Here is a 23,759-nt window from a genome sequence, read left to right as displayed (position 1 = left end):
ATGATAGTGACAGTCAGCATTGAGACGCCTGAGCAGCAATAGGCAATTGCTCAGGCGAGGTGTCATATTGAGGTATGACGTCATTAAACAGATTAGCGTGTTAGATTTAAGCTTAGTTAAGCTTTTGCACTAACTCTGATAAGTCTTTCACCACATAATCCGGTGCAGGCGCTAGCGGATACAGGGTTTTACCTGGTCTGGCAACAAAGGCGGTTTGCATTCCAGCGGCTTTCGCACCAGCAATATCCCAACCATGTGCCGCTACCATTAATGCCTCTTCTGGCTTCACGCCTAATTTAGCTAACGCCCACGCATAAGCGCGCAAATCGGGTTTGTACACTTTAATGTCTTCAATACTTAACCGTTGCTCGAAATAGTCCGTTAAGCCCGCATGCGCAAACTGCGTGGTAACTCCATTATTCGATGAGTTGGTTAAACTGACCAGCGTGTAACCTTTGGCCTTTAATGCGGCTAAACCGGCTTTTACGTCGGGATGGGCTGGCAAAGACAACAAAGGCCCTTTGATGGCCGTTAGGGCTTGATCTTCGGTTAAAGCAATATTATTGCTTTGTGCCACCATCAGCAGTGCTGCAACACCAATCTTGCCAAAATCTTGATAGTCACCACTCACTGTGGTGACGAGAGAATGGTGTAGCATAGTTGAAAACCATAATGCGGTTAAATCGTCTCGGCCATTTAATGCTTGGCCAATTGAACTGCGCATCGTTTCAAGATCTAACAGCGTTTCATTAACATCAAAAACAATGACTTTAGGTTGAGTAGCAGCATGACTTATCATTCCGGTTCCTAATAAAAACAGTAGCACAAAAGCCAACACTAACGATTGGCGACGCTGGATATAAGGCATTAGTCGTTTATTCCTCAGTTTTTCATCGAATTGAAACAGCAAAGCGACTTTATAAAGTCACTGTGCTGTCGGCCGTTAAACTAACAAACGAAGCTTATTTTGCGGACCAGCTAAATTTTTGAAATGGCGCATCAACCGGTGTTGCCGCTAAATGATTGGTATAATTACTCATCACCTTCTGCGCTAAACCTAAAACAATTTCTAATAATTGACGCTGGGTGTAGCCCGCTGCAAAAAAGCGCTCAAGCTGCTCTGCTGAGGGTTTACCGCGACTGCGGGTCATGGCAAGCGTGGTGTCATGTAGTACTTGCAGCTTTTCTGTCGGTAAAGGCGCACGGTTACGTAATGCGTCGGTAATACCGGCATCCACTTTCATCATATGCGCAATACCCGTATGCGCAGGGACACAATAACCACATTCATGTTCAACATTAATGGTTTGCCATACTACGGTTAACTCTTCAGCATTAAACGACGATTCGCTAAACAGCTTATGCAGTACTTGATAGCCGTCTAATAAACCCGGTGCTTCAGCCATCACCGCATGTAAATTAGGAATAAAACCAAATGCGCTTAATGAGTTTTGCAGCAAGGGTTTGCTGTTATCTGGCGCGGTATCGACGGTGTGCAAAGTGAAGTGACTCATCATCATGATCCTTAGTTAATAGCGAAAAAGTATCTGCCGACAGTCATTGCCGTGCTGATGAGGTCACTATAACCAAAAATGAACAGTCGTTCAAGTTGTTTATGAGCAACTGTTCAAATATGTCAGTCATCCGCTTTCACAAAGCGGCTATACCTGTGCATGCTGACGGATCAAGTTATGATAAATATGATGTAAGCGGTCTAATTCAGCGCGCTCTATCCCCGAGTGACCTGCCAAGGCTTGAATACTTAAATCTAGTTGATACAAGGTTTCGCGCAGTGCCGTGCCGGGGATCATGCTTTGTAACCAACTGATGGCCGCCACACGCTGCCCGGCAGTCACTGGCATCACCTGATGCAAGGTTGCCGAGGAATACAACACCGCATCACCGGCCGCGAGCTTAACGCTTTGCTCACCAAAATCGGTTTGAATGACTAACTCGCCACCTTGGTAGTCTTCTGGCTCTGATAAAAATACCGTGATGGAGAGATCTGAACGCAATATCTGTTGATCGGGTAAACGCATAATGGCGGCATCGACATGCCAGCCATAATGCCCACCTGCTGCATAACTATTAAAACACGGTGGATAAATACGATGTGGTAAGGCTGCAGCCATTAAACTGGGATTATGTCCAAACTTCGCCAGTAAACGATTAGCCAGTAGCTGTACCTGGTGATGATCCCGGTCTGCTTGCGCATTGTGTTTAACCGCCGCCGCCATCCCCATTGCACTGCCCTTACCATCTAACCAAGGCACGTGTTGCAGCGCTTGACGAAATTCTGCCACTTCAGTTTTAGTCAGTAATTGCTTTAACACGTGCATGTTTTAGCTCCTAAAGGTTAATAACAAGGTTTAAAATTCATAGGTTAAGGTTGCACGAACAGAACGGGCATCACCCAAGTACATAAAGGCACCAGAACGATAAGCCGCAGTCCAGTACTCTTTATTGGTGACATTACCGATATTCATACGCAAGGTGGTCGCTTCATTGATGTTATAGTTGGCAAATAAGCCCAACACGGCATAACTCGGTACTACTATGCTGTAATCGTTAATCGTGCTGTTGAAAACGGCTGCCGTATCGGGCTGACCGCCATAGATTTCGCTTTTATAGCTGTAATCTCCGCCCAGTACTAAATCTGGCGTTAGTTGATAACGTAACTGCACATAGACACTTTCATCAGCAAAGTTACTTAGCGCCAAACCAATATTGCTAGGCTCAATTGAATCCAGTACCTCTGATTGCATAATGGCCGCGCTGGCTTGCACACTGAGTTTATCGGTTAGATTACCATTGATGGCAAACTCGACACCCTGAATACGGTTTTTACCAGTGTTTAAAGTCCCTAAGGTTGAATAGGCATCGCCAACACTTTCCATCACATCAGACTTCGTTGTGGTAAACCATGCTGCCGCTAAAAATAAGCGTTCATCTAACAGCGACCATTTAGTGCCTAATTCAATATTTTGTACTGTTTCTGGATCGGCTAATGCGGCTTGTTCTGGATCGCCACAAAGACCGCCATAGCCACAGTTTGCGCCCAGATCAGACTCACCACCATTAATGTTGGTCGCGGTAGCGTAACTCAGATACAAGTTACCATGTTCGCTCAAGCTGTATACCAGCCCCAAATGACCATTGTAAAAACTGTCTTTATAAGCATATTGCACCGGCTGGCCAGAGGACAGTACATCATTACTGTAATCGATTTGATCTACCCGCAGCCCCGCGAACACTTGCCATTTATCATTCAGTTTGGCGGTATCCATGACATACGCAGCTAACGTTTTGGCTTTAAACAAGGCGTCTGAACTGCCCATCTCGATATTACGACCAATAATATTATCAGCATTCGCGTAAACCTCACCCGTACCATCCAGTAAGCAATAACTGTTACTGACTGATGAGCGCCCTGCCACACGGCAATTAGTGCTGTTTTGGTAACTAATATCATAGACACCGTTGTCTACCTGCTCGTCACTGATTTCCACACCCAACAAGAATTGATGTGCTACCGAGCCCGTTTGGGTATTCCAAAACAAATTAAATTGGCTGGCAAAATACTCAACATCTTGCCAACCTTGATGCGTACTTAGCACTATGGTCTTAGCATTAGGCGCCGTCAAATCAGAGGCATCGCGTTCAGTGCCACGGGCACCGGTCGCTAAATAACCGTTGCGGGTTTCCCCATAGCGGGTGGCATTATGAAAACGCAGATTATCCGCTAACTGCCATTCAACTCTAAAGGTCGCGGCGGCCACTTCGGAATGTAAAAAGTCTTCTTGCTGTGCGTATACCGGAATATCATTTAAAGGCTTGCGGCTATCTTGTTGATAATAACTGCCTAGATCCGGAGTATCTTCGGCTTTTAAATAATACAGATCAGCAAAGGTTTTTACCGAGCGGGCATTATCATACACTCCCGATAGCAAAGCGCCTTCACGGCTACGACTGATCCCTTCACGCCCAGGGGCATCCTCTGCCGTGCTCAGTAAATTGATACGGGTAGCAAAGTCGTTGGCAATCGGTGCATTGTAATCCAACACAAGACGATGATGTTCATCCGTGCCGAGGCTGGCATCAATACGGCCAAAATCGTAAGACGTTGAGGCTTTTTTACTGATACTGTTTACGGCCCCACCCGAAGAACCGCGCCCGGCAAAAGTCGAGCTGGGGCCTTTGGTAATTTCAATTTGTTCTGTGGCAAAACTTTCGCGGGTGGTCATGCCCGGATCGCGTAAGCCGTCAACAAATACATCTGAGCGCGCTTCATGCCCGCGAATAATATAACGATCACCAAAGGCATTACCGTTTTCGCCTGTGCCCAGGGTAACGCCTGCTTGTGCTGCTAAAATTTCTTTGAGATCCGACTTACCCGACTCTTCAATTTGATCTTTGGTTAAAACCGTAATGGTTTGAGGTGTATCGAGCAGCGGTGCTGTGCGACGTAAATCACCTGATTGCTCCACCTGATATTTAGAAAAACGTACACCGTGGATCTTAATTAATTCGATTGCCTGCTCTTGGCAATTGGGCTCGGCACTATCGCACTCAATCACGATTTCTTCGGCAGAAACCTGCCCGAGTGTTAGGGCTAAAGTGGTAAAAAGTGCTTTGGAACCAAAATGGTTCGACGGGTGTTTAGAGGTTATTTTTGTCATTATCATTCCCTTAAAGAGGTAAACCAATCAGGGCAGCAAGCATAAAAGGTTTCGCCCAACCTGTAAACCTAAATGATAACTATTTTTATTTGCATGCGTATTATTTGGGCAGTGGATCCAAAAAAAGCGGTTTTAGACATAAAAAAACCGCCACGATAAAGGTGGCGGTTTTTTATAATGAGCTTAACGCAGTTTACTTTTCTGGCTGCTGTACCAAAGATAATTGATACACATCGTGCCGTCGATCTTTCATGGTATGCACACTGCCGTGGGTATGTAACTCTTTTAACAGATCCAAATTAACATCAACAATCAATAGCATCTCAGAATTAGGTGTTGCTTCAGCTTTGATACCAGTGGTTGGAAACGAAAAGTCTGATGGCGTGAAAAGGGCTGACTGCGCATATTGAATATCCATGTTATTAACACGGGCTAAATTACCCACTGCACCGGCAATCGCCACATAACATTCGTTTTCAATAGCTCGGGCCATGGCACAGTGCCGCACACGGGTGTAACCATTTTGCGTATCGGTTAAAAATGGCACAAATAGAATATTCATACCTTGATCGGATAATAAGCGCGCGTATTCAGGAAACTCGACATCGTAACAAATCATAATGCCAATTTTGCCACAGTCGGTATCGAACACCTTGATTTTATTGCCGCCATGCATCGCCCAGTTACGTTTTTCAGCTGGCGTAACATGCACCTTGTCATATTGCTCCCAAGTGCCATCACGACGGCATAAAAAGCCACTATTGTGCAGTTTGCCATCATACATATAAGGCATGCTGCCGGTAATGATATTGATGTTGTAAGAAATAGCGAATTCAATAAATTTATCACGGATCGTTTCCGTGTACTTTGACAACTCGCGAATGCTTTGCGTAACACTTAAATGATTGTAATGCTCCATCAGCGGTGCTGCGAACAATTCAGGGAATAAGATAAAATCGCTTTTATAATCTGACACGGCATCAACAAAAAACTCCATCTGCTCAAAAAGCTGATTGATATCTTTCATATTACGCATTTGCCACTGCACTAAACCTAAACGTACTTCGGCTTTAGGAGCATTGATTAGCTTCACCGATTTGGTGTAATAAATATTGGCCCATTCTAATAAGGTGGCATATTCTTGCGACTCGGTATCACCACGCAGATACCCTTTGAGTAATTTGCGTACATGAAAGCCATTAGCTAACTGAAAGCTTAGTACCGGATCATAGATCTGTTTGCTTTTTACCTTTTCAATATATTGTTTGGCGCTCAGTTTATCTGCATGTTCATTAAAGTTAGGCATACGACCGCCCGCCATTATGGCGCGCAGATTAAGGTTTTCGCAAAGCTCTTTGCGAACATCATATAAACGACGAGCTAAACGTAAACCACGGTAATCTGGGTGAATAAATACTTCGATACCGTATAAAATATCACCGTGTGGGTCATGATTATTAAACGAAAAACCAGTAACTATTTGCTCGTAAGTGTGTTCGTCGCTGAATTTGCTGTAATCAATAATTAGAGAAAAGGCACAGCCAACAACTTTACCGTCCACACAGGCACAAATTTGCCCCTCGGGAAACTTGGCTAACAAGGTATCAATGACCTCTTCACTCCAACTGAGCAATGGGCCTGATTTATATACCTGCTCAGAGGCATGACGTAGCTCAGTCATGTCTTCTTTGGTTAAATGGCGAATTTCTATATGGCTAGCTTCCATGAAGTCTCCTGCTTTCAATGCACTATCTTTAACTTAGCTTAACACTATCACAAATAACCGACTACTAACGTATCACTCAGACCGTGTTTAACTGATTATATGGGCTCAAAATGGCAGGCGGGTTTATTATCAACCCAAATTTGCAGAGGACTGGGCAATAGATACCTTGTAGGTATCTATTGCCCAGCTGAATTTACACTTGATAACGTGCCAGCAATTGCTTAGCTTCGTTGGCGGCTTGTTGCAATGCGTTAGCCGCATTTTGCGTTTCTTGAGCGTAAGAAGAATTTTGTTCAGCGCCTTGCTTAATTGTCTCAACATTTCGACTGACGTCCTCAGCGACGACACTTTGCTGTTCAGCGGCGCTGGCAATATCGGCATTGATCGCATTAATATGTTTTGAGGCTTCTAACACCTGTTGTAATGCATCGACGGCTAGCTGTGCCGACTGGGTGTTGTTTTCGGACATCTGTTGCTGCGCGGCTGAAAAACTCGACACATCATTCACATTACCTTGCAAACGCACAATCATGGTTTGAATTTCATCGGTTGAAGATTGCGTTTTGCCGGCTAAGTTTCGTACTTCTGAGGCGACCACCGCAAAACCTCGACCTTGCTCACCCGCTCTAGCCGCTTCAATAGCGGCATTCAGCGCCAGTAAATTGGTTTGTTCAGCAATCGATTTAATCACATTCAATACAGTAGCAATATCTTCACTGGCCGAGTTTAACTCTTTCACCACTTTTGAAGACGCCGAGGCTTTTTCCTGTTGCTGCTCGATACTTTTCAGTAATTGTTGTGTTTGTAGGTTAGCTTTATCAGTTAACTCAAATACGGAACCCGCCACATGCTCTGCATCCACCGTACTTTGCGCCACCGTTTGTGCGGTTACTGCCATTTCGTGGATTGATGCCGCTGCATGATCGGTTTGTTGTCGTTGTGAAGCACTCGCTGCTGTTGCGCGATCGGCCAAACTGCTGAGATCCTTAGCAGAGTGCTGTAATGCTTCACTGGTATGGGCAAACTTAGCAATCGTCTGGCGAACATGCTCCAGTAACTGATTAAACTCTTGCGCCATAGTGCCAATTTCATCTTTTGTGGTAATAGATAGGCGCTGTGTTAAATCGCCGCCGCCTTGAGTAATTTGTGTTAATCGACTAATAGTTTGTGTTAAAGGTGCTGCAATAAAGCGATTCACTAACACTGCTATCAACACGATAATCAGCAAACCAATAAAAATCACAGCAAAACCCATTTTAATGGCCTCTGCTCTTACCAGCGCAGCGACGTCATCATGATTAATTGCCACAATGACTCGATATTGCCATGCAGGGTAATCATTACTAATAACGGTCCAATCGCTGTCTGAACCGGCTAAGACACTCTCAATTGCAGCAGTGGTTTGGTTATCTGAATGCATCCGCACACGGTTTTTGTCATCAACCACGGCCACAAAGCCTTGAGATAACAATTTACTGTCTTTAATACTCGCTTCAAGTTCAGTTAAGTCGGCTTTGTAACCGACATAGGCAATGCCTACGACTTGCTGTGCCGAGTTGAATAACGGGGTATAGCCAGTGAGGTAAGGCGTGCCTAAAATATCAACTTGCCCAAAAAAAGCCTTACCTTGTTTTATTAATTGAATCACAGTGCCGGTAGGATTTAACTGTGTACCAATGGCTCGCTGTCCATTCACCAGCACATTGGTAGCCACCCGCACAAAATTATCACCATCTCGGCTGAAAAGTGTAGCCGTACCACCGGCGATATCGGTTAGCTCATCAACGAGTTTAAAATTATTAGCTTGTGGTACATCGTTAATCAGTAGATCAGGCACCATAACATCTTTTACTTGTACCGGTTGACTTAAAGCAACTGGCCCCGCCTGTTCAATCCGTTGCAATAACAACTTCATGGTGCTAGCGACGCGGTCTTGCATCAGCTTATCGGTTACAGAAAGAAGTTTAACCACACTAGAATTGAGCTGCTGCGCGCTTTGTGTCACTTGCTTATTTACAGCTAAGTTAGTACGAACATAGGTTAATCCGACCGCGATCAGCATTAAACAGACGATTAATACGCTCACCGATAATACAAACTTTCGTTGAATAGACATATTTTATAGCCTCAAAAGCAATCAAGACGTGGGTACTGCGGATAACAACGCATAGCGTTGTCTTACGTTGTGTAGCACATTACCTGATTTTATGGATTTGCGATATCGCTAGAGGTACTGAAAGCCTCATGCTTTTATTAAGCAATACTCAAGCTTATAGCCGCAAGGTAACTTAATTAGTATTGACGATTGTATTTGAAAAAACAAATGCCTAGTAAGGTTTAGCAGATGATTGAACCAAAATACATCTAACGATAAAACAAACGCAGCAAAAGGCAGAAATACCAAGACGACACCAGAGTATAACAATAAAAAACCTCGCTTAACCAACTGATGTGACCAAAATCCTGCCTAGCCAGTAGCAAAACCATCATCTTAAAACATCACATCGATAAGTTGGATCATAGCCTCGCTTTTTATAGATAAAACCGTTTCCGAACCACTAAAAGTGTCATGCCAATTAAAATGAATTGGTTAATAGGGGGCAACTAGCGGCTACCCTATATCTCACCCTATGATGCCTTGCTGTTTAGTCCTTTGTTAAGTTTGCCAATAAACTGCTTTAGCTACACAAGCCTAAAAATTTGAAGAGCGGTTAGCTACAACAGACATAAACCTGAAACCTCAACGGGCGACACCCGGTCAAGCTGACATAATAAACATAAATAAACAATGCTCTAAAGGCTCAACGCTTTAAAAACGCTTACCCTACACACAGCAAGAGTCCCTTCTTATCAAGCGCCTCTTATATTTAGCAGACATAAAAATGCAGCGATGATCGCTGCATTTTCTTAATAGGTTTTTTGATATTGGCGACAGCTATTTTTCGTTAAGCCGTGTGTAGCAGCCGAAACACACCGTGGTGCAAAGCATTAAGAGCTAAACCACTTTATGTTTAACCAAATTCGAAATGGAATATAAACCGCGTTTCTCGTTGTTCTTACGGCGTACTTCTTCTAAGGCACTGGCTTCCGTGGCATCAAACAAGGTATTGATCAAACGGTTGAAGTGATTATGCATGGCCACCCTTGCTTTTGACGGATCTTTCGCTTTAAGCGCATTATAAATGGCCGTGTGCTCCTGCAACGTTAAATGGCTATCCTTACTACAAACGCTAGCATAATCATCAATGATGGCGGCGGTAGATTCACGCAAAGACCATAACTTATTGACCAATAAAATCATCGCGCCATTTCGGGTCGCGCCAGCAATAATACTGTGAAATAGGCGATCGGCCTCTTCAGTTTCACCACGTTCTTTCATCATAACAAGCGTATCATGTAAACGGGCCAGCTCTTCATCAGTAATGCTCACCGCCGCTAATGCTGCCACCTCGCCTTCAACCAGTGCCCGAGCTTGGGTTAATTCAAAAGCATTCACTACCGCTTCTTTATTATTTTTAATCGCACCTTCAAGTACATAAACCCCCGAGCCGGTTTTCACTTCAACCTTCTCTCGCACTTCTAAAGCAATGATCGCTTCGCGAATAGTCGGCCGACTGACATTAAATTTTTCTGCCAGTTCGCGCTCAGCAGGTAAACGACTACCCGGCGCAAATTCACCGCTATCAATTAACGCTTCAATTTTATCTACGATGCCCCAAAACATTCGTCTGCTTTTCATAAAGGCTCTCTCATATTTTTCTAACCAATATTCTGTGCACTAATTAACGTGCATATTAGCGACTTCAAAAGCCCTAAGCAAAAACAAAATCGCGGTTTTACTATTACGGGCCAAGCTATATTTTAAGCATAGCATGTTACGCTAAAACTGGTAATAACATAAAGCCATAAAAGTCGAGATTGGTAATGCCAAGTAATTGACAAATTTTCACTCATTGGTTGGATTCCATTCACGTATAATAGCTAGCAATATGAGTTGTGCGATATATATCGCCATATAAAAAACAAAATCCAAGGGTAGTCATGAAACTAAGCAAAGTAAGTTCAGGGATCCGCGCCGCTAAGCCTGGCGATCTCATAATGAATATTATCGCCAAAGTGGTCAGTGAATCGCTTTCAAGAAGTTGCAAAGGCTTAGTACAGTCAAAATAGCTTTGTTCATGTCGATAATATTTTAGCGGCCACTTGCGACGCTGAACGCATTGCTATCGCTTCGGATAGCCACGTACCAAGCAATTTCTTTAAACTAAAATTGTCTCATGAGTAGCGCTAACCACTGTAATCAACTAAATCGAATGGTTTGCTTTTGCAGTAATGTGGCTAGGTTTTACCAAGTTTTTGGCTTAGAAAAAAACGCTATTACTAACTCGTTTATCTTCTTGTTGAGCAAGCAACATGCATACTGCTCATCAAGCAACCTAAAGTAAAAGCTAGTTGCAATTCGCGCCTTGGTATATTATGCCAGACATATTGACGTCTATCGTGAAGGAAATACTGCGATGTTGTTTGAGTTGTTCCAGTTGCCTGCACAGCCAGTGTTGTTGGAGGGTACTTATCAGCTTGAGCTCGTTTTGCTGTCTATTCTGGTGGCTATATTGTCCTCTTGGGCGGCATTATTTTCGGTAGATATTAGTCGACAACATTTCTTACTATGGCAACGCCAATTGGCCATATTAGCCGGCACCATCAGTCTTGGCATTGGCATTTGGTCCATGCATTTTATTGGCATGTTGGCTTTTAGCTTATGTACCCCAGTCGATTACACCACCAATCTCACCCTCTTCTCTTTATTGCCCAGTTTGTTAGCCTCGTATACTGCCCTGAATTTATTGATCCAAGAACGGTTGACCTTAGCAAAACTGTTAATCGGTGGTGTGCTGGTGGGTGCCGGTATTGGCGCCATGCATTATACCGGCATGGCTGCGATGAGTATGGCGCCGCAATTACGTTACGATCCTCTGCTATTTAGCCTTTCTATTTTAATTGCCGTATTTATGGCTTTTTTAGCCTTGTGGATCCGCTTTGGTATCAACCGATTACAACTAAAGTTACCACGTTGGCAGCTGAATTTGTTAAGCGGCACCGTGATGGGCTTAGCGATTAGCGCAATGCATTACATGGGCATGTTAGCAGCCCGTTTTGTGGCACCGCCAGGCTTTACTGCCGCTGAGAATACCGCCAATAGTGGTTCTATGGCGTTGATCGTGACCTCAGTCACCTTGGTTGTTACCTTATTGGTGTTATTGCTACAAGTACTACTCAACTTTTACGCCGCTAAAAGCTCGAGCGATAATTATGCAAAACGGCTTGGCGCCATTATGAATACCGTATTAGATGCCATCGTCACCCTCGACAGTCGCGGCGTCATTGTCGAGTACAATCAAGCAGCGCCCGTTTTGTTTGGCACCACAGCCTTATTAGGCAAACATTTTAAGATGTTTCTTACGCCAAAAGATGCTGAGATGTACCAGCAAAAATTAAACACAAATGAATTAACACAAGCGTTTAACTTGCAGGGAACAGAGCGAGCTATCCCCATCATTAGAGCAGATGGCAGCAAAATTACCGCTAGACTCGCCTTAAGCATAACCCAACTTGAAAATGAGTTGCTGTATGTAGCTTGTTTAAGTGATATTTCTGCCAAATTAGCATTTGAGGAATCACTGCAACAAAGCGAACAAAAATTGCGCTCGTTAATTCAAAATATCCCGGGCGCAGCCTATCGGGCAACTCGGCAGCAGAGCTGGCAAATAGAGTATATCAGCGAACGGGTCGAGCTGATTAGCGGCTATCCTGCTGAAGACTTTATGCCACCACAAGCCAAACGTTCTTGGTTTTCGATCATCGCAGCAGAGGATAAAGCTAGGGTTAAGGCCACCGATTTTAGTCAGGATTTTGTTTTAGAATATCGCATTGTGCACGCCGATGGCAGCATACGCTGGATGCTAGAGCATGCCGATAGCTTACCGCAACATCAAGGCTTAATCCGTGACGGTTTTATCATGGATATTACCGAGCGGCGGCAAATGGAAGAGCAGCTTCGCTTTGCTAAATTACAAGCCGAGCAGGCTGCAGAAGTAAAAAGCACCTTTTTAGCCAATATGAGCCATGAAATTCGGACCCCCTTAAATGCCATTATTGGCTTTAGCGGTTTACTATTGGAAACACCAGACACCCCCGATGCGCAGCGTTATCTGACAACCACACATCAATCGGCTAAAGCATTACTCAGTTTACTAAACGATATATTGGACAGTGCGAAACTAGAGCGTGGAAAAATGGAGTTAGAGCAGCTGGATTTTAACTTAACCCAGTTAGCTGATCAGGTTATCTCTACGCTTTGGATGAGTGCTAAACAAAAAAACGTGCAGTTACTGCTGCAAATCGATCCCAATGTGGCCACCTTTTACCATGGCGCGGCCGATCGCATCCGTCAGGTTTTACTTAATATTGTGGGCAACGCGATTAAATTTACCGAGCAAGGCTCTGTACATTTAAAAATCCACACCTCGACAAATGGCCTGCTATTTCAGGTCATCGATACGGGGATTGGCATGGACTCGACACGGCTACAGGCTATTTTCGAACCCTTTACTCAAGCCGATGCCAGCATGAGTCGTCGTTTTGGGGGAACAGGCCTTGGAACCACCATCAGTAAACAACTGGTCGAATTAATGGGGGGGCAGATCCACGTTCAAAGCCAAGTTGGCCAAGGCTCAACGTTTAACATCAGTATTCCGTTGCAACCAGGCAAACCTATAGCGCAAACAAGCAACGCGTTGGTATTACCGCCATTGTCTATTTTAGTTGTCGATGACATTACGCAAAATTTAGATTTACTCAGCACACTGTTAGCACGCCAGCATCATAGGGTATTTACCGCATGCAATGGTGCTGAAGCGTTAACGCTATTAGCCGAACAAAGGCCTGATGTTGTGTTAATGGATATACAAATGCCCGTGATGGATGGACTTACCGCGGCACAACAGCAACGACAACGCGAACAAAAGCAACAGTTACCACGGGTACCCATTATTGCCCTAACGGCCAGCGCCTTAACCGAAGATAAACTCGCTGCACAGCAAGCCGGCATGGATGGTTTCAGTTCAAAACCGATTGAACCAGATCAACTATTTGCTGAAATAGCCCGTGTGTTAAAGCTTGAGCCCCAAGATTCCGTTATTCCACCTTTGCCAGCCACAGATGAAGATCAGCTATTCGATCCGCATCACGGCATTGCCTTATGGGGAAGTAAAGAACGTTATTGTAGTGAGCTTAAACGTTTTGCAACAAAGCCACTGACGGATTTACTGGATCAGTTACAACAAGCGATGCAAACGGGCAATTATCCGCTATTGCAGCAGCAAGCCCACAATGGCAAAGGATTAGCTGGGAATTTGTCATTAAAACCTTTAGCTAACGTATTTTCAACTCTGGAACAAACGCTAAGACAGCAGCAGCTTAGTGAATTAACCAACGTTATGCAGCACATTTTTGAAGTGGCCAAGCAAACTATGCTGGCGATCGAGCAGTATAGTAACAAAGCTAATACCCCAGGAACAAAGCTTGACCTTAGCGAGTTACCCCTTTTGTTGAACGAACTGGCGGAACAGTTACAGCAGCACGATTATAACGACCGTTTATTATCCAAAATTAAAGCCTATCAAGACACATCCTACACAGATGAAATAAATGAACTGCTTTTGCTGGTAGAAAATTTTAAATTTGATCAGGCTAAAACAACCTTGACTGCACTGCTAAGTGCTTTGGAACAGCAACATGCTTAACGAACATTCCGCCCACGCCCTCAGCCGTATTTTGATTGTCGATGACGAACCGCTGAACTTACGGGTGTTAAAGCAGATTTTGCAAGATAGCTATAAACTGATGTTTGCCACCAGTGCTCAGCAAGCCTTTAAGTTATTACAACACGCTAAACCCGATCTTATTTTGTTAGATGTGATGATGCCTGATATTACCGGTTTTGAGTTGTGTGCTAACTTAAAAGCAAGATCGGATCTCGCCGACATTCCGGTGATCTTTGTTACCGCATTAAAGGATGAAATAGACGAGAGCAATGGCCTTGAATTAGGCGCCGTTGATTACATAACTAAACCTGTTAGCCCGGCTATTGTGCGCGCGAGGGTTAAAACCCACTTGTCATTGGTTAAAGTAGACGAATTAAAACGTACTCGCTTACAAGTTGTTGAGCGACTAGGCCGCGCCGCTGAATATAAAGATAATGAAACCGGTCTGCATGTAAAACGCATGAGTCATTATGCGCAAATTTTGGCATTAGCGGCCGGTTACTCGACTGAATGGGCAGAAGAGCTGTTACATGCCGCGCCAATGCATGACATCGGTAAGATTGGTACGCCCGATCATATTTTATTGAAACCGGGTAAGCTGACTGAAGACGAAATGGTCATTATGCGCCAACATACCTGTATTGGTGCTGATATTCTCGGCGAGTGTGATTCAAGCCTGATGGCAACAGCGTCTCAGGTGGCACGTTGGCACCATGAAAAATGGGATGGTAGTGGTTATCCCGATGGCTTAGCAGGCGCTGAGATCCCTATCGCCGCAAGGATCGTTGCGCTTGCTGACGTTTTTGATGCGCTTACCAGTGAACGTCCTTACAAGCAAGCATGGACAGTAGACGCGGCTTTAGCGTTTATAACCAGCCAATCAGGAAAGCATTTTGATCCCCAACTGGTGCCTTTATTGATCGACAATTTACCGAAGCTGTTAGCCATTAAAGCTAAATGGGCAGATAGACTAAACCCATAGAGAAAAACGAGAAAAAGAAAAAATAGAAAAGCACCGCAATAACTTGTTTTATTTGATCTTTTTTAACATGCACTGTTTTAATGCTATTTGCATCTTACAGAAAATGCACTATAGTTTAGCTAAGCATAGTCAAAGCTGGGCCAAACAGATGGAGCAGCGACAATGAGTTCATTAAGCACGGGTAATTTTCCAGTTAACACACTATTACGCCAACAGACGGTTCGACAAGCCGAACTCGCTGAGCAACAAGCGCGTGCTTTAGAAACCCAGGCTGCGGCGAAAAGGCGTGAAGCCCGACAAGCCGAGGCAGCCGCAAAACGTTTAGATGCCGAGGCTAACGTTGCCGAAAATGAAGCGAACACCCTACAGCAAAATTTAAATGCAGCAGAACAACTGAGTCAAAGCAACCAGCAAAACGGTGAGCGTTTTCAGCAAAGCATCAACCGACAATTTACCCAAAACTCTACGGCAGAGCCTGATAACAAAGCTAATGCCTTAACAATCGAGATCAATAATTTAGTCAATGGCTCCTCTAGCGAAAAAAGCGGTAGCCTTATTAATACAGTGATTTAATAGGTCACACCTTTAATCTGGCAAAGTTGCGAAAACACCATTAAGCATAGAAAAGGAACCTCATGCACAAAACCTTGGCTTTTTTTCAGTCTTCTCGCTTTGTGCTCCCCTGCTTCATTTTAACTATTTTTGTCATTTTATTAGCCGATAGTATAACCCAACTTGGTTTTGCTCACGGCATGCTGTATTCGCCGTTAATCTTACTGGCGGGTTTCACCTACCGTTATCGCTTACTGAACCTGACCGCCAGTTTAAGTATCATGGCTATCTGGCTAGGTTATTTCATTGCTCCGCCAGCGCCAGATAACTTCTCTGAAGCCTATGTGTTGGCCAATCGCGGTTTAGCCTGCTTGGTTATTGCCATCCTCTGGTGGCTAAGTTTTAAAATCATTACCCAGCTAAAATTACAGCAAACTCAACTGCAACAAGAAAAACGAGCCCGACTAGAGTTAAATTTAGCTCAAGAAGTGGCCGGTTTAAGTCATTGGCACTTAAATGACTACCTTAAAATGGTGGTGTTAGATAAAGCCAGTAGCCAGTTATTAAAACTTAACAAGCTTGAACTAACCATTGAGCAGTTTTATGCCTGTTTTGATGATGCCTCACAAACTGAATTAACAAACCGCGTTCAAGCCTGTTTATTTGAAGGTAAAATGATTAAGCTTGAAATGCAATTAGCCAGCCAAAGCCTACCACTGCAACGGATCAAATTGGTTGCTTATCCGGATCCAGATAATCGCGATATTGTGCGCGGATTATTACAAAACCTTCAGCCATTATTATCGCCAGACGATACGCTCGGTGAGCAAATTCAACAGTTTAAATATCTAGCCGACACCTTACCCGTTAAGGTATGGATCGCCGATGCGGATGGATTGATCAACTTTATTTCACAAAGCTTTGCAGTATTTTGTGGTTGGAGCGCCGAGCGTATTGTCGCCGACTGGCTTAACATCATCCATCCAGAAGACCAAGCAGCAACCATGTCAGCCTGGCAACAGGCTTTACAGCATGAAACATCATACAAAATTGAATTTAGGTTGTTAGATGCGGATGGGAACTATAGCTGGCACTTAATGCATGCCGTGCCCATTTATCAGGCTCCGGGGCAGTTAAGTTACTGGTTTGGTTCAGCCATGGATATCAGTAAACAAAAAGCGCTGTGGCTACAAACTGATGAGCTTAAACGCTCGCTTTATCAAATTTTAGAAAATGTAACCGATGGTTTATTTATGCTGGATGCTCATTTTCACTTTAGCTATATCAACCAGCAAGCTCTGGAATGGATAGCCGGTAATAGAGCCTTATCACCGGGTAAACACATGACTGAAGTATTCTATCAATCAGAAGTCGATTTCAGCCCACTGATCAGTGCGATCCAACGGGCCTTTGCTGAAAAACAAAATAATCAGCTGTGGTTCACCCTGCTCTCACACACCGAGCCAAGTTTAATCAGTATTTATCCTGCCAGCCATGGTGTTAGCGTACTTATCCAGCTACGTTCAACCCTACCTAAAAAGGCGGGGCCGCTGTCAGTTGCACCGACTCACCATTAATCGGATGTTGAAAACGAATTTGGTAAGCATGTAACAGCAAACGCGGCGCTCTTTTTGCAATCGCTTTTGTGCCATATAAGGTATCTCCTAAAATGGCATGGCCAATACTGAGCAAATGCAAACGCAATTGGTGCGAGCGACCGGTCACTGGCTTTAACAAAACCCGGGAGCTGTCGATTAAAGCAGGATCAGCCAAGCGCGTGAAATGTGTCAAAGCTGGTTTACCGCTTTGCGCACAAATTTTATATAGCGGGCGATTGTCAGCATCCGCTGCTATCGGCAAGTTAATCTCGCCACTCTCTGGTAAGTCCCCTGCAACCACAGCCAAATAATCCTTTTCTATGGTTCGAGCCTGAAATTGCTTACTAATGGCCGACAATGTCACTTTGTTCAAAGGTAAAATAACCAATCCTGAGGTATCATAATCCAAACGATGCACCACCTGCGCAGTTGGAAAATCCTGCTGTACCCGACTAATTAAACAGTCATGATTCGCCGGATGTCGACCAGGCACAGTGAGGAGATGGCTCGGTTTATCCACTACCAACAGCACATCATCTTGATAAATAATGCGGTAAGTGTCTTGGGTTGCCGGTAATATGGCTAACGATTGCGGTTCAACAGACATAGTTGCGCTCAAATACTAAAAAACTCAGGCATTATGCCGCAAAAAAACCTAGCCAGCAGCCATAAATCCGTTAAGCTGCGCAAAAACACTGACACAGGAACAGCATGATGATTGCTCCGCTGCGGTATAACCCTCCGCAAACTGCACTAGAAATCATATACGAAGATAAAGATTTGTTAGTGGTTAATAAACCCAGTGGCCTACTAACCAACCCCGGCAAAGGACCTGACTTAGCAGATTGTTTGCTTAGCCGAGTTTGTGCGCTCTACCCATTAGCGCAATTAGTTCATCGATTAGATCTCAGTACATCCGGTGTGGTGGCTTTTGCTTTAAGGCGCAAAGCCGAGCGAGAATTAAAACGGCAATTTGCCGAACGTTTGGTAAAAAAACGCTATCTTGCCATAGTTGCCGGGCAACTGACCGAAACGGCAGGTTGCATTACTCTGCCTTTAGCGGCCGATCCTGCTAACCCACCCAAACAACAAGTTGATACCGCAGGCAAAGTAGCAGAAACGCATTTTAACGTTTTAGAGCAATACGCTAACTCGGCTTTAGTTGAATTAAGGCCCGTTACCGGCCGTTCACATCAATTACGCGTTCATATGGCAGCATTAGGGCATCCGATCTTAGGCGATGCTTTTTATGCCCCTATCGAGTGGCAACAAGCTGCACCGCGCTTACTGCTCCATGCCGCCACACTAACACTGCAACAACCCTACAGCCAACAAACACTTACCTTTAATGCCGATAGCGATTTCGTCACTGCCAACGGCCAACGCCTGCGCTAAGCGCTTTCCGTCACCACATCCCCTCAAAATGTCTCTGAGTATGGTCATACCAGACTCAGAGTATGGTACAACCAGTACCGGAGTGCGGTCATACCAGTGTCAGAGTGTGGTACAACCAGTACCGGAGTGCGGTCGTACCAGTGTCAGAGTGTGGTACGACCTGTACCGGAGTGCGGTCGTACCAGTGTCAAAGTGTGGTCGGGCCTGAATGAGGCCCTTATTGTGTGGAATGAGCGGTTTAGAGATTTTCTTCGAACAGTTTGTGGATACGACGGTATTCGTCTAACCAACTGCTTGGTTGACGAAAGCCATGCGCTTCAACGGGGTAAATCGCTGTTTCGAAATCGACAATTTCGTGCTCAATTAAGCGCTGCACCAAACGCACCACATCTTGAAAAAACACGTTGTCGTCAACCATGGGGGCATTGATCAGCAGTGGCTTTTTCAAACCGTCGGTGAAATAAATGGGCGAACTGCGCTCATAGGCAATAGGATCGATTGCCGGCGTATTTAAAATATTAGAGGTATAAGGATGGTTGTAATAAGCCCAATCACTTACTGGACGCAGCGCTGCCCCTGCTTGAAATAACTCAGGCTCTTTAAACAACGCCATAAAAGTCATAAAACCACCGTATGAACCGCCATAAGTACCCACACGCTTGCGGTCGACATTGGCGTTTTTAACTAAATAGTCCACACCATCAACTAAATCTTCAATTTCAGGAGTTCCCATCTGGCGATATATCGCAGTGCGCCAATCACGGCCGTAACCTTTTGATGCTCGGTAATCCATATCAAGCACTACATAACCTTGCTGAACTAACAAGTTATGAAACAAGAATTCACGGAAATAGCCAGACCAACCTAGATCACTGTTCTGCAGATAACCGGCGCCATGGTTAAACACGACAGCACGACGGGCCTCACCTTGCTGATAATCAGCCGGTAAATACAATTTGCTAAATACCGGGTGTGAGCCATGGCTTGAAGGCACAGCCACAACCTGAGGTGCAACAAGAGGCAATTTTCTAAACGCTGTAGAAACCGTATCCGTTAACTGACGAACCGTTGTACCTGCCTTCGCCTCTGCTACAAACAGCTCAGGTGGCATTAGGTTGGTTGAGTGGCGTAGCAACAACTGCTGTTCATCTGGCGATAAAGTAAACTCGGTACTGCCCAGTAAATTGGTCACCTGTTCAGTCTGGTTAGTGCCCAGCACTTGGCGATACACATTGTAGATCCCGGGATGGCTCTTGTTGGCGGTGAAATAGATGTACTGATCGTCATGCGTTAACACCGGGCCGGTCACTTCAAATGTGCCTGAGGTTAATTTTATCGCTTTTTTCGCAGTTAATGCTTTGCTGTATAGGTGGGCATAACCACTTTCTTCCGATAAGAAGAACAAGGTTTCACTGTTGTTTAACCAACCAAAATCATTAAAAGCGTAATTAACCCAAGCTTTATCATGCAAACGATGCTGAGGTACTAACTGCTTTTTAGCCAGGTCGACAGTGGCAATCCAACGGTCTTTATTGTCAAAGGCTTTTAACATGACCGCCACTTGCTGACCGTTATTGTGCCAACGCATAGCACTTTGGCTCCAATACCAATCGGTCATTAAGCCAATATCACGGATCACTTTTTCTGATTGATACTTTTTACCCTGAGCCTTGGCATTTTCTGTTTTCACTTCTGCCAGCACATCTTCGTTATAACCTGGCAAACTGCTATAACTAAGCTCCTGCATGCTGTTTTGTTGTAAATCAACTAACAGCAATTTTTGCGGCTCTGGAGAAAAATCATTCACACGTGCACGCACCTGCTGCGCGGCAATATCACCGTTAGCCGTAATATAATTCGGCATAATATCTTTGTCATTGCGCGCACTCGATTTACGCGTTGCAAGCATCAAATAATCACCCTTGGGCGATAAGCTGGCATCTACAATTTGTTGCCCTTTACCCAAATAAATCGCGGCAGGAGCCATGCTATTATTTTCAGTGCGTAACTGCTGTGCTGCTTGATAACGCTCGGTTTGATTTTGTTGTTGTAGCGCAATATATCGGATCAGCTTCGATTGCTCTTGACCCAAATAGCCCTTTGCCGGTGCAGGTGCGGTGGGAGCATCTTCTGTTTTTAAACTGGCAATTTCGCTGTGGCTACCGTTATTAAAGTCATAAGCAAAAAAATCCCAGCCTTGTTGATAGGCTAAACGACCATCTAGCAAAAATTGTGGTCTGCTCTGACTGCTATTACTGCGGGTCAGTTGCTGCAATTTCCCGTCAACAATAACAAATAGGTTGCCTTCAAAGATGTAAGCCATTTTGCTGCGATCAGCGTTAAAAACTAATTGCTCTGCGCCCATTTGATGCCAATCAGCGAGTTTAACTTGCTCACCATTGCCAACTCCTTGCACCGGACGACGAAACCAATCGCGCAATTCGCTTTGCTCGCGTTTGCGTTGATAAAACACCGAGCTACTATCTGGTGCCCAAAAGGCGCTTTCTGGTTGACGACCCAACCAATCCGGATCCGCCATAATTTGTTCCATCGTCAATCGAATGGACGGATCAACTTGATTTTGTTGCACAACGCTGATGGTGTCGGTTGACCAAGTACGAGGCTCACCTTTTGCAGCCACAACCGAACTAAAACACAATAACGAGCTGACACTTAAAGCCAGTATGGCGCAGTGAAATTTTTTCATAGAGTTATTCTTCATTTCTGCCTAAGACCTTGCTGTTATACAAAGCTTGTAAACAGAACGCAACCGATTGCGCCTGAATGCAAAGCCAATACGCTAAAAAGCAAAAAACCGGCCTCAGGCCGGTTTGTGTTGCAGCTAACAAATAAACATTAAGCGAATAACTGCTTGCCGATTGCGCTAAGTTGCGTTTTTGCCTTACTCATGGCCTGTTCCGCACTGTCAGGCCCCATATTTAAGCCCTCGGCGTAAACAAAGTGCAATTGCGTTAGCCCTAAGAAATTAAAAAAGGTTTTTAAGAAAGGTACCTGACTGTCAGCTGGACCATTTGCATATACTCCACCTCGAGTCAGTGCGAAAACCACGGGCTTGTCGTTTAACAAACCGACTGGGCCTTGCTCAGTGTATTTGAAGGTCAACCCTACGCGCGCTAAACGATCTAACAGCGCTTTTAATTGGCTGGGTATCGCAAAGTTGTACATGGGCACACCCAATACTAAAACGTCAGCCGCTTTAACCTTAGCCACTAAATCATCAGAAATTGCTGCGAGTTGTTGCTGCTCGGCATTACGCTCTGCTGCAGCCGTCATCCAACTTCCCATCTCAGGCATGGTCAGATGCGTAAGTGGCGTCGCATTTAAATCAATTTCTGTTACTTTGTGCTGCGCTTGCGGCAACTGTGCTAAAAAGTGTTGCACTAATTCTACAGATTTACCGGCAGAGCCACTGATCGAGCTGTTTATCACTAAAATATTTTTCATCAACATTCTCCGTTTAAAAAGATTCAACTGATGTTACATGCAACTTTTTAGAATTAAAAACGGATAATTTCGGATTTAACGTTCTATTTTTTATTTTAATTATATTTAAAACCAGTTCCTATTACGCTGCGTATAAATGGCACGTTTCATAAAAACGCACTTAATCGCCGGGAAATAACGAATATGTTGGAATCTACCGTGCTATCAGGGCATCATGACAACTCGAGAGCTAAAACGAGGATGCCCGACCGTATGACTATTAGTGCAGAACCCAATATCCGCACTGGGCAATGGGAAGACGCTTTAACTTTTGTCGCTGTGAATGCTGACAAAGCAGCTTACGCTGAGCTATTTAGTTACTTTGCACCACGCTTAAAAGCTTTTGGTATGAAGATGTTCGGTAACGAACAGCAAGCTTTAGAGATGGTTCAAGACACCATGCTTAATGTTTGGAAAAAAGCCAATTTGTTCGACGCAAGTCGTGGTTGCGCATCTACTTGGATTTTTACCATCGCGCGTAACGTTCGTTTTGATATGTTGCGTAAAAAGCAAAGCCGCAAAGATGACATCAGCGCAGATGACTTATGGGCTGACGGAGATTATCCAGAGCAAGAGGGCAGCACATCTGAGCAATGGGAAACCATGCTAATGAGTGAAAAGCTTGCTCCTCATTTCGATGCTTTACCCCCAGCACAGCGAATGGTAATGCAAAAAGTTTATTTAGAAGAGAAGTCTCATCAAGAAGTATCCGATGAGTTAGGTATTCCGCTTGGCACAGTAAAGTCACGGATCAGGTTGGCGCTAGATCGTTTGAGAGAGGCATTAGATGACACACGCAGTTAAATTTCATCCTGGAATGATGCTGATGGAACAGTATGTAGAAGGTACGCTTTCTGCCGAAGTTGCCTTGGCAGTTGCCACACATATTGATTTGTGTCCGCACTGTCAGCACCTGTGCCAAGATTTACACAACGATCACGGCAGTCAATTAGCCAAGTTATCCCCAGAAATGAATAACAATGCTGATGATTTCGCACAGATGCTTGATTTCATAACGTCGCAGCAACCTAACACTGGTTCACATGCGCCAAAGCAGCAAGAGTCAGTAACAGTAAATGTTAATGGTCGCGAGTTTCGTATACCGCGTGCATTAAGCCGTTTAGTGTCGCAACAAAGCAAATGGTTACAATTAGGTGGTATTGCCACTGCCAAGTTGCCTGCTGGTGAAAAAACCCATGTATCTTTGCTATACATTGATAAAGGTACTGAAGTGCCAAATCATAGCCATTTAGGTATGGAAATGACATTGGTATTAAGTGGGCGTATTTATGACGAAAGTGGTGAATACGGCGCGGGTGACTTATTAATTAATTCCCCTGATGATACGCACACTCCACACACTCGGGCTGACGAAGATTGCTTATGTTTGTCGGTACTAAGCGCGCCATTAAAGTTCAACAAGGGCCTAGTGCGTTTATTGAACCCGTTACAACAATTTTTTTACTGAACTCGTTTAAACATGTACTTCTGATGTAG

17 protein-coding genes are annotated in these 23,759 nt (G+C 44.4%); 7 read left to right on the top strand and 10 right to left on the bottom strand.

The features are described from left to right. Positions 1 to 112: 112 nt before the first annotated feature. The 7 genes from ACUJFL_RS07470 to ACUJFL_RS07440 all read right to left on the bottom strand — a co-directional run bounded on the left by ACUJFL_RS07470 (position 113) and on the right by ACUJFL_RS07440 (position 10,144). Positions 113 to 868, bottom strand: a complete 756-nt coding sequence (locus ACUJFL_RS07470) for a haloacid dehalogenase type II (RefSeq protein ID WP_445428881.1) — start codon at positions 866 to 868, stop codon at positions 113 to 115. A gap of 94 nt (positions 869 to 962) precedes the next feature. After that, complete coding sequence (locus ACUJFL_RS07465; protein ID WP_226750884.1) at positions 963 to 1,514, bottom strand: carboxymuconolactone decarboxylase family protein; 552 nt, start codon at positions 1,512 to 1,514, stop codon at positions 963 to 965. Positions 1,515 to 1,661: 147 nt separating this feature from the next. Beyond that, positions 1,662 to 2,339: a Fe2+-dependent dioxygenase gene (locus tag ACUJFL_RS07460; protein WP_445428880.1), complete on the bottom strand. Its 678-nt coding sequence runs from the start codon at positions 2,337 to 2,339 to the stop codon at positions 1,662 to 1,664. Between the two features lie 30 nt (positions 2,340 to 2,369). Beyond that, positions 2,370 to 4,679, bottom strand: a complete 2,310-nt coding sequence (locus ACUJFL_RS07455; RefSeq protein WP_445428879.1) for a TonB-dependent receptor — start codon at positions 4,677 to 4,679, stop codon at positions 2,370 to 2,372. Between the two features lie 193 nt (positions 4,680 to 4,872). Next, positions 4,873 to 6,405: a bifunctional GNAT family N-acetyltransferase/carbon-nitrogen hydrolase family protein gene (locus tag ACUJFL_RS07450; protein ID WP_226750881.1), complete on the bottom strand. Its 1,533-nt coding sequence runs from the start codon at positions 6,403 to 6,405 to the stop codon at positions 4,873 to 4,875. A 193-nt stretch (positions 6,406 to 6,598) separates the two neighbouring features. Beyond that, complete coding sequence (locus ACUJFL_RS07445) at positions 6,599 to 8,521, bottom strand: methyl-accepting chemotaxis protein (protein WP_445428878.1); 1,923 nt, start codon at positions 8,519 to 8,521, stop codon at positions 6,599 to 6,601. A gap of 879 nt (positions 8,522 to 9,400) precedes the next feature. Beyond that, positions 9,401 to 10,144, bottom strand: coding sequence for a FadR/GntR family transcriptional regulator (locus ACUJFL_RS07440; protein ID WP_445426576.1), 744 nt, complete (start codon positions 10,142 to 10,144; stop codon positions 9,401 to 9,403). Between the two features lie 778 nt (positions 10,145 to 10,922). Between ACUJFL_RS07440 and ACUJFL_RS07435 the strand changes: the two genes are divergently transcribed. The 4 genes from ACUJFL_RS07435 to ACUJFL_RS07420 all read left to right on the top strand — a co-directional run bounded on the left by ACUJFL_RS07435 (position 10,923) and on the right by ACUJFL_RS07420 (position 17,342). Further along, positions 10,923 to 14,210, top strand: coding sequence for an MHYT domain-containing protein (locus ACUJFL_RS07435; protein WP_445428877.1), 3,288 nt, complete (start codon positions 10,923 to 10,925; stop codon positions 14,208 to 14,210). Next, positions 14,203 to 15,213, top strand: coding sequence for a response regulator (locus ACUJFL_RS07430; protein WP_445428876.1), 1,011 nt, complete (start codon positions 14,203 to 14,205; stop codon positions 15,211 to 15,213). The genes ACUJFL_RS07435 and ACUJFL_RS07430 overlap by 8 nt, the downstream gene beginning before the upstream one ends. A gap of 162 nt (positions 15,214 to 15,375) precedes the next feature. After that, positions 15,376 to 15,786: a hypothetical protein gene (locus tag ACUJFL_RS07425; RefSeq protein WP_445428875.1), complete on the top strand. Its 411-nt coding sequence runs from the start codon at positions 15,376 to 15,378 to the stop codon at positions 15,784 to 15,786. Between the two features lie 62 nt (positions 15,787 to 15,848). After that, complete coding sequence (locus tag ACUJFL_RS07420; RefSeq protein ID WP_445428874.1) at positions 15,849 to 17,342, top strand: PAS domain-containing protein; 1,494 nt, start codon at positions 15,849 to 15,851, stop codon at positions 17,340 to 17,342. On the opposite strand, the gene ACUJFL_RS07415 is transcribed toward ACUJFL_RS07420, so the two are convergent. Then, positions 17,299 to 17,970: an RluA family pseudouridine synthase gene (locus tag ACUJFL_RS07415; protein WP_445426571.1), complete on the bottom strand. Its 672-nt coding sequence runs from the start codon at positions 17,968 to 17,970 to the stop codon at positions 17,299 to 17,301. The two genes, ACUJFL_RS07420 and ACUJFL_RS07415, sit on opposite strands and share 44 nt — an antisense overlap. A 110-nt stretch (positions 17,971 to 18,080) precedes the next feature. On the opposite strand from ACUJFL_RS07415, the gene ACUJFL_RS07410 reads away from it, so the two are divergent. Then, positions 18,081 to 18,758 (top strand): RluA family pseudouridine synthase, encoded by a 678-nt coding sequence (locus ACUJFL_RS07410; RefSeq protein WP_371930715.1) that lies wholly within the window; start codon positions 18,081 to 18,083, stop codon positions 18,756 to 18,758. A 238-nt stretch (positions 18,759 to 18,996) separates the two neighbouring features. On the opposite strand, the gene ACUJFL_RS07405 is transcribed toward ACUJFL_RS07410, so the two are convergent. Then, entirely contained in the window at positions 18,997 to 21,465 is a 2,469-nt protein-coding gene (locus ACUJFL_RS07405; RefSeq protein WP_445428873.1) for a prolyl oligopeptidase family serine peptidase, read from the bottom strand. A gap of 149 nt (positions 21,466 to 21,614) precedes the next feature. After that, positions 21,615 to 22,223: an FMN-dependent NADH-azoreductase gene (locus ACUJFL_RS07400; RefSeq protein ID WP_226750871.1), complete on the bottom strand. Its 609-nt coding sequence runs from the start codon at positions 22,221 to 22,223 to the stop codon at positions 21,615 to 21,617. Positions 22,224 to 22,475: 252 nt separating this feature from the next. Between ACUJFL_RS07400 and ACUJFL_RS07395 the strand changes: the two genes are divergently transcribed. Continuing rightward, complete coding sequence (locus ACUJFL_RS07395) at positions 22,476 to 23,066, top strand: sigma-70 family RNA polymerase sigma factor (protein WP_226750870.1); 591 nt, start codon at positions 22,476 to 22,478, stop codon at positions 23,064 to 23,066. Continuing rightward, positions 23,050 to 23,730, top strand: a complete 681-nt coding sequence (locus ACUJFL_RS07390) for a ChrR family anti-sigma-E factor (protein WP_306176736.1) — start codon at positions 23,050 to 23,052, stop codon at positions 23,728 to 23,730. Before ACUJFL_RS07395 ends, ACUJFL_RS07390 begins: the two co-directional genes overlap by 17 nt. The last annotated feature ends 29 nt before the right edge of the window (positions 23,731 to 23,759 follow it).

The sequence above is a fragment of the Alishewanella sp. HL-SH05 genome, from assembly GCF_052655985.1.
The sequence above is the reverse complement of the archived record's forward strand: the minus strand, read 5'-3'. Positions and strand labels throughout refer to the sequence as shown.

What these genes read in the sequence shown, in the direction of transcription:
- ACUJFL_RS07470 (WP_445428881.1), bottom strand. Translation starts at nt 868, where the DNA reads ATGCCTTATATCCAGCGTCGCCAATCGTTAGTGTTGGCTTTTGTGCTA.
- ACUJFL_RS07450 (WP_226750881.1), bottom strand. Translation starts at nt 6,405, where the DNA reads ATGGAAGCTAGCCATATAGAAATTCGCCATTTAACCAAAGAAGACATG.
- ACUJFL_RS07455 (WP_445428879.1), bottom strand. Translation starts at nt 4,679, where the DNA reads ATGACAAAAATAACCTCTAAACACCCGTCGAACCATTTTGGTTCCAAA.
- ACUJFL_RS07405 (WP_445428873.1), bottom strand. Translation starts at nt 21,465, where the DNA reads ATGAAAAAATTTCACTGCGCCATACTGGCTTTAAGTGTCAGCTCGTTA.
- ACUJFL_RS07465 (WP_226750884.1), bottom strand. Translation starts at nt 1,514, where the DNA reads ATGAGTCACTTCACTTTGCACACCGTCGATACCGCGCCAGATAACAGC.
- ACUJFL_RS07435 (WP_445428877.1), top strand. Translation starts at nt 10,923, where the DNA reads ATGTTGTTTGAGTTGTTCCAGTTGCCTGCACAGCCAGTGTTGTTGGAG.
- ACUJFL_RS07430 (WP_445428876.1), top strand. Translation starts at nt 14,203, where the DNA reads ATGCTTAACGAACATTCCGCCCACGCCCTCAGCCGTATTTTGATTGTC.
- ACUJFL_RS07415 (WP_445426571.1), bottom strand. Translation starts at nt 17,970, where the DNA reads ATGTCTGTTGAACCGCAATCGTTAGCCATATTACCGGCAACCCAAGAC.
- ACUJFL_RS07445 (WP_445428878.1), bottom strand. Translation starts at nt 8,521, where the DNA reads ATGTCTATTCAACGAAAGTTTGTATTATCGGTGAGCGTATTAATCGTC.
- ACUJFL_RS07420 (WP_445428874.1), top strand. Translation starts at nt 15,849, where the DNA reads ATGCACAAAACCTTGGCTTTTTTTCAGTCTTCTCGCTTTGTGCTCCCC.
- ACUJFL_RS07440 (WP_445426576.1), bottom strand. Translation starts at nt 10,144, where the DNA reads ATGAAAAGCAGACGAATGTTTTGGGGCATCGTAGATAAAATTGAAGCG.
- ACUJFL_RS07390 (WP_306176736.1), top strand. Translation starts at nt 23,050, where the DNA reads ATGACACACGCAGTTAAATTTCATCCTGGAATGATGCTGATGGAACAG.
- ACUJFL_RS07425 (WP_445428875.1), top strand. Translation starts at nt 15,376, where the DNA reads ATGAGTTCATTAAGCACGGGTAATTTTCCAGTTAACACACTATTACGC.
- ACUJFL_RS07460 (WP_445428880.1), bottom strand. Translation starts at nt 2,339, where the DNA reads ATGCACGTGTTAAAGCAATTACTGACTAAAACTGAAGTGGCAGAATTT.
- ACUJFL_RS07400 (WP_226750871.1), bottom strand. Translation starts at nt 22,223, where the DNA reads ATGAAAAATATTTTAGTGATAAACAGCTCGATCAGTGGCTCTGCCGGT.
- ACUJFL_RS07395 (WP_226750870.1), top strand. Translation starts at nt 22,476, where the DNA reads ATGACTATTAGTGCAGAACCCAATATCCGCACTGGGCAATGGGAAGAC.